The 15,031-nt window shown below is 60.4% G+C and carries 16 protein-coding genes and 1 tRNA gene; 13 read left to right on the forward strand and 4 right to left on the reverse strand.

What is annotated here, in order from left to right; genetic code table 11:
• Positions 1 to 177 precede the first annotated feature (177 nt).
• Positions 178 to 1,062 (forward strand): formyltetrahydrofolate deformylase, encoded by an 885-nt coding sequence (purU, locus tag HQN82_RS10235; protein WP_006700424.1) that lies wholly within the window; start codon positions 178 to 180, stop codon positions 1,060 to 1,062.
• Between the two features lie 106 nt (positions 1,063 to 1,168).
• Complete coding sequence (locus HQN82_RS10240) at positions 1,169 to 1,501, forward strand: hypothetical protein (RefSeq protein WP_112557390.1); 333 nt, start codon at positions 1,169 to 1,171, stop codon at positions 1,499 to 1,501.
• Positions 1,502 to 1,542: 41 nt separating this feature from the next.
• On the opposite strand, the gene HQN82_RS10245 is transcribed toward HQN82_RS10240, so the two are convergent.
• Together HQN82_RS10245 and HQN82_RS10250 are read right to left on the reverse strand one after the other, a co-directional pair.
• Positions 1,543 to 2,919, reverse strand: coding sequence for a sensor histidine kinase (locus HQN82_RS10245; protein WP_112765881.1), 1,377 nt, complete (start codon positions 2,917 to 2,919; stop codon positions 1,543 to 1,545).
• A complete protein-coding gene (locus tag HQN82_RS10250) occupies positions 2,916 to 3,596 on the reverse strand; it encodes a response regulator (protein WP_004443444.1) in 681 nt (226 codons plus the stop codon). The genes HQN82_RS10245 and HQN82_RS10250 overlap by 4 nt, the downstream gene beginning before the upstream one ends.
• Positions 3,597 to 3,677: 81 nt before the next feature.
• On the opposite strand from HQN82_RS10250, the gene HQN82_RS10255 reads away from it, so the two are divergent.
• The 10 genes from HQN82_RS10255 (at position 3,678) to dps (ending at position 13,296) form a co-directional block, all read left to right on the forward strand.
• On the forward strand, positions 3,678 to 4,745 hold the full coding sequence (locus HQN82_RS10255) for an ABC transporter substrate-binding protein (protein WP_006700422.1): 1,068 nt from the start codon (positions 3,678 to 3,680) through the stop codon (positions 4,743 to 4,745).
• A gap of 385 nt (positions 4,746 to 5,130) precedes the next feature.
• Positions 5,131 to 6,039 (forward strand): Bug family tripartite tricarboxylate transporter substrate binding protein, encoded by a 909-nt coding sequence (locus HQN82_RS10260; protein WP_153776944.1) that lies wholly within the window; start codon positions 5,131 to 5,133, stop codon positions 6,037 to 6,039.
• Positions 6,036 to 6,530: a tripartite tricarboxylate transporter TctB family protein gene (locus HQN82_RS10265; protein WP_035210454.1), complete on the forward strand. Its 495-nt coding sequence runs from the start codon at positions 6,036 to 6,038 to the stop codon at positions 6,528 to 6,530. Before HQN82_RS10260 ends, HQN82_RS10265 begins: the two co-directional genes overlap by 4 nt.
• 93 nt (positions 6,531 to 6,623) lie before the next feature.
• A complete protein-coding gene (locus HQN82_RS10270) occupies positions 6,624 to 8,141 on the forward strand; it encodes a tripartite tricarboxylate transporter permease (RefSeq protein ID WP_004443452.1) in 1,518 nt (505 codons plus the stop codon).
• 128 nt (positions 8,142 to 8,269) lie between these two features.
• Positions 8,270 to 8,530, forward strand: a complete 261-nt coding sequence (locus tag HQN82_RS10275; protein ID WP_004443453.1) for a hypothetical protein — start codon at positions 8,270 to 8,272, stop codon at positions 8,528 to 8,530.
• A gap of 343 nt (positions 8,531 to 8,873) precedes the next feature.
• Positions 8,874 to 9,812, forward strand: a complete 939-nt coding sequence (locus tag HQN82_RS10280; RefSeq protein WP_173614859.1) for a siderophore ABC transporter substrate-binding protein — start codon at positions 8,874 to 8,876, stop codon at positions 9,810 to 9,812.
• 191 nt (positions 9,813 to 10,003) lie between these two features.
• Positions 10,004 to 10,969, forward strand: coding sequence for an ABC transporter permease (locus tag HQN82_RS10285; RefSeq protein ID WP_173614860.1), 966 nt, complete (start codon positions 10,004 to 10,006; stop codon positions 10,967 to 10,969).
• On the forward strand, positions 10,962 to 11,930 hold the full coding sequence (locus HQN82_RS10290; protein WP_173614861.1) for an iron chelate uptake ABC transporter family permease subunit: 969 nt from the start codon (positions 10,962 to 10,964) through the stop codon (positions 11,928 to 11,930). The genes HQN82_RS10285 and HQN82_RS10290 overlap by 8 nt, the downstream gene beginning before the upstream one ends.
• Entirely contained in the window at positions 11,927 to 12,685 is a 759-nt protein-coding gene (locus HQN82_RS10295) for an iron ABC transporter ATP-binding protein (RefSeq protein WP_006700416.1), read from the forward strand. Before HQN82_RS10290 ends, HQN82_RS10295 begins: the two co-directional genes overlap by 4 nt.
• A gap of 122 nt (positions 12,686 to 12,807) precedes the next feature.
• Positions 12,808 to 13,296 carry a DNA starvation/stationary phase protection protein Dps gene (gene dps / locus HQN82_RS10300; protein WP_004443462.1) on the forward strand — a complete coding sequence of 163 codons (489 nt, stop codon included), beginning with the start codon at positions 12,808 to 12,810 and terminating at the stop codon, positions 13,294 to 13,296.
• A 66-nt stretch (positions 13,297 to 13,362) separates the two neighbouring features.
• Here dps and HQN82_RS10305 read toward each other — a convergent pair whose 3' ends face one another.
• The gene (locus HQN82_RS10305) at positions 13,363 to 13,584 is read right to left on the reverse strand and encodes a hypothetical protein (RefSeq protein ID WP_004443464.1); all 222 of its coding nucleotides are present in this window, start codon (positions 13,582 to 13,584) and stop codon (positions 13,363 to 13,365) included.
• Between the two features lie 368 nt (positions 13,585 to 13,952).
• Between HQN82_RS10305 and HQN82_RS10310 the strand changes: the two genes are divergently transcribed.
• Positions 13,953 to 14,027 (forward strand) — tRNA-Gly (locus tag HQN82_RS10310).
• 116 nt (positions 14,028 to 14,143) lie between these two features.
• Here the strand turns inward: HQN82_RS10310 and HQN82_RS10315 are convergent.
• Positions 14,144 to 14,977 carry an aldo/keto reductase gene (locus HQN82_RS10315; protein WP_112765884.1) on the reverse strand — a complete coding sequence of 278 codons (834 nt, stop codon included), beginning with the start codon at positions 14,975 to 14,977 and terminating at the stop codon, positions 14,144 to 14,146.
• Positions 14,978 to 15,031 lie beyond the last annotated feature (54 nt).

Raw genomic sequence — 15,031 nt, forward strand, 5'->3', positions numbered from 1 at the left:
CGTCGCCGTGCTGGCCATGGAACATTCCATGTCGCTTCCGGCACGGCGCGCTTCCCTTTCCCGCCCTATGACTTTGACTGCGTTCGTCTTGACGCTTTGCTCCACCGCGGAGCTGCGCTATGGAACGCGCCGAACTGCGTCGGCTGATACCGACGCGACGTCTCTGAGGGAAAACGAATGACATCCTACGTTCTGACCGTAGCCTGCAAATCGACCCGCGGCATCGTCGCCGCGATTTCCGGTTATCTGGCGGAGAAAGGCTGCAATATCGTCGACAGTTCGCAGTTCGACGACCTCGAGACCGGCAAGTTCTTCATGCGCGTCTCCTTCATCTCGGAAGAGGGCGCCTCGCTTGAAGCCATTACCGACGGGTTCCGGCCGGTGGCGGAAAAATTCGGCATGGAAGCGGATATCTACCCGGACGGCCAGCGCATGAAGACGCTGCTGATGGTGTCGCGTTTCGGCCATTGCCTTAACGACCTGCTCTATCGCTGGAAGATCGGCGCGCTGCCGATCGACATCGTCGGTGTCGTGTCCAACCATTTCGATTACCAGAAAGTGGTCGTCAACCACGACATCCCCTTCCACCACATCAAGGTGACGAAGGAGAACAAGCCGAAGGCCGAAGCCCAACTCATGGAGCTGGTCGAGACAACAGGCACGGAACTCGTCGTGCTCGCCCGCTACATGCAGGTGCTCTCCGATGACCTCTGCCGCAAGATGTCAGGCAAGATCATCAACATCCACCACTCCTTCCTGCCGAGCTTCAAGGGCGCGAACCCCTACAAGCAGGCCTATGAGCGCGGCGTGAAGCTGATCGGCGCGACAGCGCATTATGTAACAGCCGATCTCGACGAAGGCCCGATCATCGAGCAGGACACGGTGCGGATCACCCACGCGCAATCAGCCGATGACTACGTTTCGCTTGGTCGCGACGTGGAAAGCCAGGTGCTTGCCCGCGCCATCCACGCCCACATCCACCACCGCACATTCATCAACGGAAACCGCACCGTGGTCTTCCCGCCAAGCCCGGGAAGCTATGCTTCCGAGCGGATGGGGTGAAATCGGGATACACCTGATAAAGCCGGCGGAATTATTTTCGCCGGCCAGCAACCCAGCATATCCAGTAACCGTTTCTTCGCCGTAGCCTAACAGCGAGGTCATTCACATGAAAAAGCTCGTCATTACCGGCGTCGCGTTGCTCATCGCGGCGGGGTCCGGTTTCGCCCAGCAGCCGCCCCCACCGCCGCCGGGACCGGCGGATGCCAGTCAAAGCGCCGATGCCCCACCACCGCCTCCTCCTCCCGGCCCTGGCGGCCCCAAGGAAGCAGGCTGGCGCGGCGGCCCGCATGGCAAGAGAATGCCGCCACCGCCCTCCAAGGCGGCGCATTTCAGGATCGAAGACGGCGAACGCAAGATCGACGTCAAATGCGCCGACGACGAGCCGATGAAGGCCTGCGCCGACATCATGATGCAGATCATCGACAAGATGAACGAATAGGGCCGGCACGTCCTGCACTGAGGCGGCGCAGCAGCGCCGCTTCAGGGAAACACCACCCGCGCTCTCAGCCCACGCCCACCCGCACCATCCTCCAGCATCAGCCGCCCGCCGAACAGCCCGGCGATCTCCTCGATGATCGCAAGGCCGAGGCCGGCGCCGGGGGCCGCGTTTTCTTCGCCGCGGGCGAAGCGCTGGCGCACCATGGCGCGTTTCTCAAGCGGGATGCCTGGGCCGTTATCTTCCACTTCCAGCCAGACGGCATCCGCCTGTCTGCCGACGCGGACGGTGACTTCCGCGCCGCGACCGGCATAATTGATGGCGTTGGAAACGAGGTTGCCGATCAACTCGCCGATCAAGAGCGGTTCGGCGAGAATGGTCGCCTCGACCTCGCCTTCGAAACCGAGATCGATACCCGCCTCAGCGGCCCGCGGCACGAAATCGGCCGTCACGTTCTGCGCCACAGCCACGAGGTCTATCGCGGAAAAATCATGTTTCTCGCTGGAGCCGGCAGCATCGATATTGGCCATGCGCAGAAGCTGGGCAAGGATATGCTCGGCATGGGCGACCGATGCCCCACCCTTCAGCGCCGCCGCCTGCGCTTCCTCAAGGCTGGCGGCGCGGGCGGAAAGAGCCAGCTGGGTGCTGATGATGGCAAGCGGCGTGCGCAGCTGGTGGCTGGCATTGCCGGTGAAATGCCTGAGCGCATCCAGCGCCGATTGCAGCCGCACCATGAAGGAATTGACCGTCTCCACCAGATTTTCCACCTCGACAGGCACGGATTGGCGGATGGGGTGCAGATCGTTCGGGCTGCGCTCGGCAATGGCTTCGCTGAGCCGGTAAAGCGGGCGCAGCGAAATCGTCACCGCGATCCAGACGATGATCGCCGCCCCGACGATCATCAAAAGCAGGCGCAGCGCCGAGCGCAGGATGATTGCCTGCGCCAGCTGGCTGCGGGCAATGGTGGTTTCGGCAACCGTGACGGAAAAGGGCACGGAATTGATGCCGGTCGAAGCAAAACGGCGGATAGCCGCGATGCGGATCGGTTCATCGCGAAACACGGCATCACGAAAGGCGGGCGTATCACCCTTCGGGTTCGCGACCGTTGGCAGGTTCTGATAGCCGGTGAGGAATTGCCCGTTCGGCCCGTCGACACGGTAAAACACCCGGTCCTGGGCAGCCGATGTCAGCATTTCCAGCGCCACATAGGGAATGTCCACTTCCAGCGAACCGTCCTCGGCCACCACCACCCGCTCGGCAATGGCGAGCGCTGAACCGGAAAGCACCCGGTCTGAAACCACATTGGCGGTATTGACCGCCTCGCGCCATGTATCGGTCAGCGCAACGCAGCCGATGATGGCGGTGGAGATGAGGAGCCAGCCTAGAAGTCGCCGCCTGAGCGAATAGGCGGCCTGTATCATTCAGCCATCTCCGGCAGCTTTTCGAGATAATAACCGATGCCGCGCGCCGTCTTCACCGTCAGCCCGTGCGGCGCGAGCCGCTTGCGCAGGCGGCTGACATATTGCTCGATGGCATTTGCGGAAATATCGTCGTCGAAACCTGTCAGCGACTGCACGATCGCCTCTTTGGCGACAACCTTGCCCGCCCGCATGAACAGCACCTCCAGCAGCGCCACTTCGCGCGCCGGAATATCGAGCGGGCGACCGTCCGCCGAAAAGGTGCGGGAATTAAGATCGAACAGCACCTTGCCGAAACTCAGCGCCGAAGAGCGCAGCCCGGCATTGCGGCGCAGAAGCACCCGCACCCTCGCCTCGAATTCGGTGATATCGAAGGGCTTGATCATGTAATCGTCGGCACCGAGATCGAGCCCCTTGACCTTTTCTTCCGGCGTGCCGCGCGCCGTCAGGATCAGCACCGCCGCCTTGTCCTGGCGCGATCGCATGGAGCGTAGCACCTCGATGCCATCCATTTCCGGCAGGTTGAGATCGAGAATGACCAGATCGAAACTTTCCGCTGTAATTGCCGCATCGGCGGAGGCGCCATCAGAAACCACGTCCACCGCATAACCGCTGCCGCGCAGAAGCGCCGAAAGCCCTTCCGACAGCACCTGATTGTCCTCGACCAGCAAAATACGCAAATCTTCCTCCTGCAACATTGCCGAGTTTAACCAGACCCTTACCGCTTGTGAATGGCCAGCGCCTGCGGCATGATCTTTTCCATGCGTATCTGCCTTCTTCTCTGTCTCTGTCTCTGCATGGCCTCGCCTGCGCTTGCCCAGGCCGTCGTTTTTCCGGCTCCCTCCGGCAAGGCGGATGCGCAGACACTGGTGGTCTATTCCTCGCTCGACGAACCGCTGGCGACGCCGATGATCGAGGGTTTCCAGAAGGCCAATCCCGATATTGCCGTCCATTATGAGGATATGCTGACCGGCGAGATCTACGACCGTATCGTCAAGGAAACCGACGCCGGCAAGAAGACCGCCGATTTCGCCTTTTCCTCGGCCATGGACCTGCAGGTGAAGCTGAGCAATGACGGTTATGCCCAGCGGTCGGATCTCGCCATGAGCGCCCGCTGGCCCGCCTGGGCGAACTGGCGCAACACCGCCTATGCGCTGACCTTCGAGCCGGCGGTTTTTGTCTATCACAAGCCAAGCTTCACCACCGAAAAGCCGCCCGCCACCCGCGCCGAATTTGTCGATTATCTCGAACGTCACGCCAAAGAGGTGCATGGCCGTATCGCGACCTATGACATCGAACGCTCCGGCGTCGGCTTCCTGTTCATGTCACGCGATCAGGAACAGTTCGGCGATATATGGAGCGTCATCAAGGCCATGGGTGCCGCGGGTGTGAAGGTTTATTCCACCTCCTCGGCCATTCTGGAGCGCGTCTCCGACGGCCGCTTCGTGATGGGTTACAATATTCTCGGCTCCTACGCGGCAGACTGGGCCTCACGCCACCCGGATGTCGGTATCGTGCTGCCGAAGGATTATACCGTCGTCATGTCGCGCATCGGGCTGGTGCCGGAAGCCGCAGCCAATCCTGAACTCGGCCGCCGCTATCTCGAATTCTTCATGTCCAAGGAAGGTCAGACGATCATGGCCCGGCAATTGCAAATCCCCGCCGTCAGCCCGGAAGTGGCGGGCGAGAACACGGCGAACACCATGCAGGCCATCCACGGTGCACAATTGCGGCCGGTCCCGGTCAGCCCCGGCCTGATGGTCTATCTGGATCAGGTCAAGCGCACCCGCCTGATCGAGCGCTGGAACGAGGCGCTGCGGTCGCAGTAGGTTTGAGCGCCCCACCCTCCCTCAGTCCTGTGCCTGTCACAGAAATGAGGTTGAAGCAGGCTTCAAAGGCGCAAAACAAAGCCGTCCACACGCCACAGTGGACGTCCGGCACAAATTAATAGAGAGTAAATGCGCAAGGACTTGCGTTGCGTCAGTTAGATGACAGCTTTTTGTGATGCTCTGCAATCCTTCTTCATTCCGTGGAGGCGGAAGAAGATGCGGGAGGAAATCTTGAGGATTGCCAAGGCCCAGCGTTGAGTACTCAGCGTCGGCACAGATGCGCCCTGAAGCCCTTCCGCATAAACGAAAAACGACGCCCAAAAAGGGCATCCTGAGGAGGGTTTTCTACGTGAAACATTTTCTTATCGGCACATTTCTGGCGGGCATGATCGCGCTTCCGGCGGCTGCGGCAGATTACACCGTCATCGCACCGGCCAATCCCGGCGGCGGCTGGGACCAGACCGCGCGCTCGCTGCAGAGCGTGCTGCAGGAAGAAGGCATTTCCAAGAGCGTTCAGGTGCAGAACGTACCGGGCGCCGGCGGCACCATCGGTCTTGCGCAATTCGCCAGCCAGCAGAAGGGTAACCCGCACGCCCTCATCGTCGGCGGTTACGTCATGGTTGGCGCGATCCTCACCAACAATGCGCCCGTGACGCTGAAGGAAGTGACCCCGATCGCACGCCTGACCGGCGAATATGAAGCGATCGTCGTTCCGGCATCCTCGCCGCTGAAGACCATCGGCGATCTCATCGACCAGCTGAAGAAAGACCCGGGCAGCGTGTCCTGGGGCGGCGGCTCTGCCGGCGGCACCGACCATATCGCCGTTGGCCTGATTGCCAAGGCGGCCGGCGTCGATCCGACCAAGATCAACTACATCGCCTATTCCGGCGGCGGCGAAGCACTTGCCTCGATCCTCGGTTCGCAGGTCACCGCTGGCGTTTCCGGCTATGGCGAATTCGAAGGCCAGGTGAAGGCCGGCACGCTGCGCCTTCTCGCGGTCACCAGCGAAAACCGTCTTGAGGGCGTCGACGCGCCGACGCTGAAGGAAAGCGGTCTTGATGTCGTCGTGCAGAACTGGCGCATGGTTGCGGCAGCCCCCGGCATTTCCGCCGATCAGGAAAAGGCCATCAACGCCGACGTCGAAAAGCTGGTGAAATCCGCCAAGTGGCAGGAAACCCTGAAGACCAAGGGCTGGATGGATACCTATCTCGCCGGTGACGCCTTCAAGGAACAGCTTGCCAAGGACACCGCCGCCACCGAAACCATCCTCAAAGACATCGGACTGGTAAAATGAGCCAGGGTTCCAACCCTTCGCATGATCAAAAGCGTCGCCCCGACTGGGCGGCGCTGGTCATCGCCGTCGCCCTCGTCGCTGTTGCCAGCGTCATCTTCTGGGATAGCGCCCGCCTTGCCAGCGTCACCGGTTATTCCCCTGTCGGCCCGGCAACAGTACCCTACGCCATCGCCTTCTGTCTTGTCGGACTGGCGATCTGGACGGCCGTCGAGGCTTGGCGCGGTGATTTTCCCGAGCGCGACAGGCAGGAAATCGCTCCGGTCGTGTGGGTCATTGCCGGCCTTGCCGCCCAGATGCTGCTGCTGACAGTTGCCGGCTTTTCCATTGCCACCGGTCTGCTGTTCGCCTTCACGGCACGCGCTTTCGGCAAACGCAAGCTCTGGTTCTCGATACCGGTCGGCATTGTGCTGAGTTTTGCCATCTGGATCGTTTTTGCCCAGCTGCTGCAGCTTTCGCTGCCCGCCGGACCTCTGGAACGGCTGTTCTTCTGACAGCCATTCCAACCATATTCGAGATCACAGGAAACCGCAGGCGCGCGATGACGCAACCGCCGGCCATTCCGCCCGACAGGGGGACATCTGTCCATGAGTACCTTTGAATTCCTGCTGCACGGTCTTGAGGTTGCCGCCCAACCCATGAACCTGCTCTACGCGCTGATCGGCGTGACGCTCGGCACCGCCGTCGGCGTTCTGCCCGGCATCGGCCCCGCCTTGACCGTCGCGCTGCTCCTGCCCGTCACCTACCGGCTCGACGCTGCCGGTTCGCTCATCATGTTCGCCGGCATCTATTATGGCGGCATGTATGGCGGTTCGACCACCTCCATCCTGCTCAACACGCCGGGCGAAAGCGCCTCGATCGTGACCGCGCTCGAAGGCAACAAGATGGCCCGCAAGGGCAGAGGCGGCCCGGCGCTTGCCACCGCCGCCATCGGCTCCTTCGTGGCCGGCCTCATCGCCACCATCGCGCTCGCCTTCGTCGCGCCCTACATCGTCAAGCTGGCGCTGGTCTTCGGTCCGCGCGAATATTTCGCACTGATGGTGCTGGCTTTCGTCACCGTTTCCTCCGCCTTCGGGGATTCGGCGCTGCGCGGTCTCACCTCGCTGTTCATCGGCTTTGCGCTGGCTATCGTCGGCATCGACCAGCTGACTGGCCAGACCCGCATGAGCTTCGGCATTCCCGACCTGCTCGACGGCGTGGAAGTCACAACGCTTGCGGTCGCCATGTTCGCCATCGGCGAAACGCTGTTCATCGTGGCGCAGGGCCAGAGCGGCGACGACAAGGTCGAAGCCGTCAAGGGTTCGGTCTGGATGAGCGCGCAGGATTGGGCGCGTTCGTGGAAGGCGTGGCTGCGCGGCACCCTGATCGGCTTCCCGATTGGCGCGATGCCTGCCGGCGGCGCTGAAATCGGCACATTCCTGTCCTATGCCACCGAAAAGAAGCTGACCAAATATCCGGAAGAATTCGGCAACGGCGCGATTGAAGGCGTTGCGGGTCCGGAAGCGGCGAACAACGCCTCGGCCGCCGGTACGCTGGTGCCGCTCCTGACGCTCGGCCTGCCGACGACGGCAACAGCGGCCATCATGCTCGCCGGTTTCCAGCAGTTCGGCCTGCAGCCCGGGCCCCTGCTGTTTGCCACCAATCCGCAGCTCGTCTGGGGCCTGATCGCCAGCCTGTTCATCGCCAACCTGATGCTCTTGGTACTCAACCTGCCGCTCGTCGGTCTCTGGGTAAAGCTGCTGACCATTCCGAAGCCCTGGCTTTACGCCGGCATCCTGCTGTTCGCAACGCTCGGCACCATTGGCGCCAACCCGTCGGTGTTCGAACTCGGCATGCTGCTCGCCTTCGGCATCCTCGGCTACATCATGCGCATCTTCGGGTATCCGATCGCGCCTGCGGTTGTCGGCCTCATCCTTGGCCCGCTCGCCGAACAGCAGCTTCGCCGCGCACTGGCCATCGGCCAGGGCGACCCGACCGTGCTGTTCACCTCGCCGATTGCCGTTGGCCTGTTCATCGTCGCGGCAGCCGCCTTCATCATTCCGCTCATCATGCGTATCCGCGGCCGTGGCGAGGTGCTGACGCAGCTTGCCGCCAACGAGGATTGAGAACCAAAGAACCTCCCAAGGCAACTGGCCCCGTATCTCCGGATACGGGGCTTTTTTATGGAACGTTATGGATTGCGGCGAGGTTGGGGGCGGCATAGATTTTATGAAACCCTCTGAGGAACCCTGTCATGCGCAGCCTTGCAATCCTGACCATCCTTGCTTTAACCGGTTGCACTACCGCCGCCCCCGATGTGGAACCCATTCCCGGCAGTATCACCTATGGCGGCCAGCCCCGTACCAAACTGACAAAGTCCCCCGTTGGCAGTACGCTCAGCAACGAATTCGTGATGGGCGACGGAAGGCTGGCGATCGAGACTTACCGGGTGCAGCCGGACCGATCGTTGAAACTGGAGAGGCGCGAAATCGTCGGCGACTGGCCACCGGATTGACAGCGGCTGTCACGTTGGTCGTGATGGGTAAAACAGACGGGTAAAAGGCACCGACGAAATTGACGCCGGCCTTTCCTTCCCCTCAACGTCATCCTCGGCCTTGATCCGAGGATCCATCACCACCACCGCAGTGGGATACTCGGGTCAAGCCCGAGCATGACGGGGAAGAGGTTCGAGCAGATGTTTCATCTGCCCCCGCATTTCCCGCTCACGGCAATTCAGAACCATTCTAAAACATAATTTTGATTTCCGCCCGCCTTGCCAATAAAGCTGATAACGGACATCAAGTTAACCCGACGGAAAGCTTTCCGCCGGTCCGGAACCATTCGCAAGGGACATATTCGTGGCCATCAACTTCACCTTCCCCGTTCGGCTGCTGGCGGCAGCGGCCTTCAGCCTTGGCGCGATGACCGCAAGCGCTGAGGAAATGACGATCAAGCACGCCCAGGGCGAGACCGTGCTGAAAGCCGCGCCGAAAAAGGTTCTGGTTCTTGATGTTCCCTCGCTCGACAATCTCGATGCACTCGGCGTCGAACCGACGGGCGTCGTCGGCTCCAACCTGCCGACCTATCTGCAGAAATATGCCGACGGTAAATATCTGAAGGTCGGCACGCTGTTCGAGCCCGATTACGAGGCGATCAATGCGGCAGAGGCCGATCTCGTCATCGTTGGCGGCCGTTCGCGGGCAAAATATCCGGATGTTGCCAAGATCACACCGGCCATCGACATGTCGGTGGATTCCAAGGAATTCATCGGCAGCGTGAAAGCCAACATCGCCAAGCTTGGCGATATCTTCGGCAAGCAGGAAGAAGCCAAAAAGCTCGATGCCGCCATCGATGAAAAGGTGGCGAAGCTGAAAGAGATCGCCCCCAATTCCGGCACGGCGATGATCCTCGTCACCAATGCCGGCAAGGTCGGCGTTTATGGCCCAGGCTCGCGCACCGGCTGGCTGCACACCGAAATCGGCCTCAAGCCGGTCGCCGAAGACATTGATGACCGTTTCGACCGCGGCGACGTCGTCTCCTTCGAATATCTTGCCGAGGTCAATCCGGAATGGTTGTTCGTGATCGACCGCGATGCCGGCATCGGCCGCGCCACCGATCCCGGCAAGGCGGCCGCGCAGGTGCTGGATAACGAACTGGTCCACCAGACCAACGCCTGGAAGAAAAAGCAGATCGTTTACCTCGACCCGCAGGCGGCCTATATCGTCAGCAGCGGTTATACGGCGCTCACCACCCTGCTCGATCAGGTCTACGAGGCTGTCTCCGACAAGAAATCGTAAAAGCCTCTAGGCATGCGCTTCTGAAGGCTGCTCCATACTCGACGTCATCCTCGGGCTTGACCCGAGGATCCATCGCGCGTCAGGTTGTGGACCCTCGGGTCACCCGAAGATGACCAAGGAGAGGTCGGACACCTGTTTCGGCAGCCTGCCAGGTTACGGGGAGCTTTTACCATTTACGAAAAACCGCCAACGTGAAATCCCTGTCTCTCATTCTTGTCCTGTTGCTAGCCCTGGTGCTCGCCATCACCAGCCTGTTCGTCGGCGTGAGCAACGTTTCGCTCGCAACGCTTTTCGCACCCGACACGAGTGCAGACGCGCTGCGTGTGCTGCTCGTCAGCCGTATTCCGCGCACGCTAGCGCTGATCCTTGCGGGAAGCTCGATGGCGATTGCCGGCCTCATCATGCAGATGCTGGTGCGAAACCGCTTCGTGGAACCTTCCACGGCAGGCACGACGGAATCCGCCGGCCTCGGCCTGCTCGCCGTCACCCTTTTGGCACCGGATACACCGATCTTCGGCAAGATGCTGGTGGCAGCAGCTTTTGCCCTCGCCGGCACCGCGCTGTTCCTGCGCATCCTGCGGCAGGTGCCGCTGCGCGACGTGCTGCTGGTGCCGCTGATCGGCATCATGCTTGGCGGCGTCATTTCCGCCGTCACCACCTTCTTCGCCTATCGCTTCGATCTGCTGCAATCGCTCGGGGCATGGATGACGGGGGATTTTTCCGGCGTACTGCGCGGCCGTTATGAGTTGCTGTGGATCGGTTTTCTCTTCGCCATCGCCGCCTATCTCGCCGCCGACCGCTTCACCGTGGCGGGCATGGGCCGGGACTTCACCACCAATCTCGGTCTCAACTATCGCCGGGTAATGGCGCTCGGCCTCACCATCGTTTCGCTGGTCAGCGCTGTCGTGGTGGTGACGGTGGGCATGATCCCCTTCCTGGGCCTCATCGTGCCGAATGTCGTGAGCCTGATGATCGGCGACAATATGCGCCGCTCGGTGCCGTGGGTGGCGACGCTCGGCGCGGTCTTTATGCTCTCCTGCGACATCATCGGCCGGACGGTGTGCGCGCCTTACGAAATACCCATTGGAACCGTGGTCGGCGTCATCGGCAGCGCGCTGTTCCTCTATCTCCTGCTGCGGAAACGCAACCATGCGTGAGAGAAACCCTGACAGGCGCGCAAAAATCGTTCTGCTTGTGCTTGCCGCACTGGCGCTCATTTCCATGACCGCCTTCATGACGCTCGGCGCCAGAGGAAGCTGGAGTTTCGTGCTGCCGTTTCGCGGCATCAAGCTCCTGTCGCTTTTGCTGGTGGCCTACGCCATCGCCGTTTCCACCGTGCTGTTCCAGACGGTTACCAACAACCGTATCCTCACCCCTTCGGTCATGGGTTTCGATTCACTCTACGTGCTGATGCAGACCGGGCTGATTTTCGTCTTCGGTTCGGCAACAGTCGTGATGATCGATCCTCAACTGAAATTTCTGGTGGAAACCGGGCTGCTCGTCACCTTTTCCGCCCTGCTCTATCGCTGGCTTTTTGTCGGAGCGGAACGCAGCCTGCATCTTCTCGTCCTGGTCGGTATCGTCTTCGGCGTGTTTTTCCGCAGCCTCTCTGGCTTCATGCAGCGGGTCCTCGATCCGAACGAATACACGGTGCTGCAGGATGTGCTTTTCGCCAGTTTCAATTCCATCGATCCGACGCTGCTCACTGTTTCCGCCATCATCATCGGCGTGGTCACCATTATCGGACTGCGCCTGATGCACACGCTCGACGTGCTCTCGCTCGGCCGCGCGACGGCCATCAGCCTCGGGGTCGAATACAAGTACACCGTGACCATCATCCTCGTGCTGGTCTCCGTACTTGTCGCCGTCTCCACTGCGCTCGTCGGCCCGGTCATGTTCTTCGGCCTGCTGGTCGCGGCCCTTGCACATTATCTCACCGTCAACGGCAAGCATGCCTATGTGCTGCCTGCGGCGATCCTCATCGCCGTGATCTGTCTCGTCGGCGGTCAGGTGGTGCTGGAGCGGGTTTTCGCCTTCGATACGGCGCTCTCCATCATCATCGAATTTCTGGGCGGCATCGTCTTTATCGGTCTCATTCTGAAACGAGGTGCGCGATGATCATCGCCAGTCAGATCAGCAAATCCTATGGTGACAGCGTCGTCATAGACGGCGTCTCGGTTTCCATCCCGGCAGGCGGCGTCACCTCCATCATCGGGCCGAACGGCGCGGGTAAATCCACGCTCCTGTCCATCGTCGCAAGGCTGATGTCCATGGATACGGGAACCGTCACGGTCGACGGGCTGGATGTCACGAAAACCCCCTCCGATACGCTGGCGAAGCGGCTCTCCATCCTGCGGCAGGACAACCACATCTCCTCGCGCCTGACCGTGCGCGACCTTGTCGGCTTCGGCCGCTACCCCTACTCCAAGGGCCGCCCCACCATCGAGGACAAGGCCCATATCGACCGGGCGCTTGAATATCTGCACCTTGAAAATCTGGCCGACCGGTTTCTGGACGAACTGTCCGGCGGTCAGCGCCAGCGCGCCTTCGTGGCCATGGTGCTTTGCCAGGATACGGATTATGTGCTGCTTGACGAGCCGCTCAACAACCTGGACATGAAACACGCCTCCAGCATGATGAAAATCATGCGCAAGGCGGCCGACGAGCTGAAGAAGACCGTGGTTCTGGTTCTGCACGACATCAACTTCGCCTCCTGGTATTCCGACACCATCATCGCCATGCGCGAGGGCCGCATCTGTCATCAGGGTCCTGCGGAAGAGATCATCCGTCCCGATATTCTCAAGGAAATCTATGACATGCCGATCAGCGTCAGTGAGATAGACGGCCGGCGCATCTGCCTGTTTTACGAATGACATGATGATTGTGCAGGATTTTTGCTGTCCCGTCGCCTAACATGGAACAGGGCCACAGGCCCGGACGTTAATCGACGGACTTTTCCAAAGCGGCATTCCGTCCGCAACTTCAGGAGACATCGATGAAGACGCACAAGACGAAGAACGACCTGCCTTCAAACGCCAAGTCGACCGTTATCGGCATTCTAAACGAATCGCTGGCTTCGGTGATCGACCTTGCGCTCATCACCAAACAGGCGCACTGGAACCTGAAAGGCCCGCAATTCATCGCCGTGCATGAACTTCTCGATACGTTCCGCACGCAGCTCGACAATCATGGCGACACGATTGCCGAACGTGTGGTCCAGCTTGGCGGCACGGCGCTCGGCAGCCTGCAATCGGTCTCCTCGACAACCAAGCTCAAGGCCTATCCGACCGACATCTACAAGATCCATGACCATTTGGACGCCCTGATCGAACGTTATGGCGATGTGGCCAACATGATCCGCAAGGCCATCGACGATTCCGATGAAGCGGGCGACCCCACGACGGCCGACATATTCACCGCCGCCTCGCGCGATCTCGACAAGGCGCTCTGGTTCCTCGAAGCGCATGTGCAGGAAAAGAGCTGAGCGGAAATCCGCCCACGTCAAAAACAAAGCGCCCGGATATCCGGGCGCTTTTTTTCTTCTCAAGCATCAGTGCCGCCGCAAAACGGCAAGCCCGATGTCCCGCAACATCTCATGGTCGAGAATGCCGCGCTGGGCGCTGCGGATAAGAACCGCCGCGCACTCGTTGGCAACGTGGCTGCTGCGATCTTGAAGGCACTCGAAACATACGCCATCGAAAATATTCTGCAGATCGGTGATCTGCTCCGGCGACAATTGTGCGCCAACCCGTTCAAAAGCTGCATACGACAAGGCTCATCCTCCTGATGATATGCCAAGTATCGTTTCTTTTTTTCGTGGACAGGAAATTTGTACACCCGAACGAATCACTTGTCGAATCAGATTTTAACCAAATGTAAATAGATTATTTCCTGGCACCGCATCTGGGCGCTCCATTGTGAGACGGCAATAAAAACCAGATGAAACAATATCTTCGCTCAAATATCCGTGGCGTCCGAGCCCGCCGCTTCCCGGAAGGGCAGATAAATTCGCAGGCGGGCGGATTTCCACCGAAACCGCAAAAGAAACTGTTGCATTCCAAAAACGATTGAGCGATATAGCACCCGTCGCCGCTTCGGCGGCCCACGGTTCAGCATACTACCCCGGACCGGTGGATTTGAGCGGGTGTAGCTCAGGGGTAGAGCACAACCTTGCCAAGGTTGGGGTCGAGGGTTCAAATCCCTTCGCCCGCTCCAAATTTCCAGAACAGGCCGATAAATCTCTGGCATGCCCGATGCGAGGCGCATCGCCATACGCGAAAATTTCTCGCGCAAAGAAACCGGGAAGAGAGTTCTCTCCCCGGCCCTCGTCGTCAGGCGGCCTCGTCCCAGACGGGCGCAAGCCCTTCCGGCGAAACGATGCGGCCGTCCGGTCTTGCAAGCGCACGGATTGCCGCCATTTCATCTGCCGAAAGCTCGAAGTCGAAGATGGCGAGATTTTCCTCGACCCGGGCCTCACTCACCGTTTTCGACAGGGCGACGACGCCCTGCTGCTGCACGAGCCAGCGCAGAACCACCTGTGCTACCGACTTGCCACGGCCCGCGGCAATCTCCTTCAGCACCGGATCGTCAAACACTTTACCATCGGCCATGCCGTAATAACCCGTCACCAACATGCCCGCAGCTTTGGCGGCAGCGATAACCACATCCTGATCGATGTAGGGGTGGTATTCGATCTGGTTGGTCACGATCGGGGCATCGGACAGCTTCACCGCTTCGGCCATCAGCGCCGTGCTGAAGTTGGAAACGCCGATATGGCGCACCTTGCCGGCCTGCCTCACCGCGTTCAGCGCGCCGATCTGCTCGGCAAGCGAAACCGCCTCGTTCGGCCAGTGCAGCAGCAGCAGGTCCACATGGTCGGTCTTCAGCTTTTTCAGGCTATCATCGACAGAGGCGAGGAAGGCATCGTGCCTGTAGTTCTCGACCCAGACCTTGGTGGTGAGAAACACTTCGCCGCGCGCAACGCCCGAAGCAGCAATGGCTTCACCGACCTCGGCTTCATTGCCATAGATCTGGGCGGTATCGATATGGCGGAACCCGGCCTTCAGCGCATGGGGAACGATACGCAGCACATCGGGGCCGGGAATGCGAAACGTGCCGAAACCAAGCGCCGGGATTGACGCGCCGTTTGCAGTGACATCAAACATATATTTTCTCCTTTGAGGTGGCCCGGCCGGCTTGGGAGCGGCCGGGTATTTCAT

Source organism: Agrobacterium pusense, assembly GCF_013285525.1.
GTDB lineage: Bacteria > Pseudomonadota > Alphaproteobacteria > Rhizobiales > Rhizobiaceae > Agrobacterium > Agrobacterium pusense.

What these genes read in the sequence shown, in the direction of transcription:
- dps (WP_004443462.1), top strand. Translation starts at nt 12,808, where the DNA reads ATGAAGACGCACAAGACGAAGAACGACCTGCCTTCAAACGCCAAGTCG.
- HQN82_RS10255 (WP_006700422.1), top strand. Translation starts at nt 3,678, where the DNA reads ATGCGTATCTGCCTTCTTCTCTGTCTCTGTCTCTGCATGGCCTCGCCT.
- HQN82_RS10270 (WP_004443452.1), top strand. Translation starts at nt 6,624, where the DNA reads ATGAGTACCTTTGAATTCCTGCTGCACGGTCTTGAGGTTGCCGCCCAA.
- HQN82_RS10290 (WP_173614861.1), top strand. Translation starts at nt 10,962, where the DNA reads ATGCGTGAGAGAAACCCTGACAGGCGCGCAAAAATCGTTCTGCTTGTG.
- HQN82_RS10265 (WP_035210454.1), top strand. Translation starts at nt 6,036, where the DNA reads ATGAGCCAGGGTTCCAACCCTTCGCATGATCAAAAGCGTCGCCCCGAC.
- HQN82_RS10260 (WP_153776944.1), top strand. Translation starts at nt 5,131, where the DNA reads ATGATCGCGCTTCCGGCGGCTGCGGCAGATTACACCGTCATCGCACCG.
- purU (WP_006700424.1), top strand. Translation starts at nt 178, where the DNA reads ATGACATCCTACGTTCTGACCGTAGCCTGCAAATCGACCCGCGGCATC.
- HQN82_RS10295 (WP_006700416.1), top strand. Translation starts at nt 11,927, where the DNA reads ATGATCATCGCCAGTCAGATCAGCAAATCCTATGGTGACAGCGTCGTC.
- HQN82_RS10275 (WP_004443453.1), top strand. Translation starts at nt 8,270, where the DNA reads ATGCGCAGCCTTGCAATCCTGACCATCCTTGCTTTAACCGGTTGCACT.
- HQN82_RS10245 (WP_112765881.1), bottom strand. Translation starts at nt 2,919, where the DNA reads ATGATACAGGCCGCCTATTCGCTCAGGCGGCGACTTCTAGGCTGGCTC.
- HQN82_RS10315 (WP_112765884.1), bottom strand. Translation starts at nt 14,977, where the DNA reads ATGTTTGATGTCACTGCAAACGGCGCGTCAATCCCGGCGCTTGGTTTC.
- HQN82_RS10240 (WP_112557390.1), top strand. Translation starts at nt 1,169, where the DNA reads ATGAAAAAGCTCGTCATTACCGGCGTCGCGTTGCTCATCGCGGCGGGG.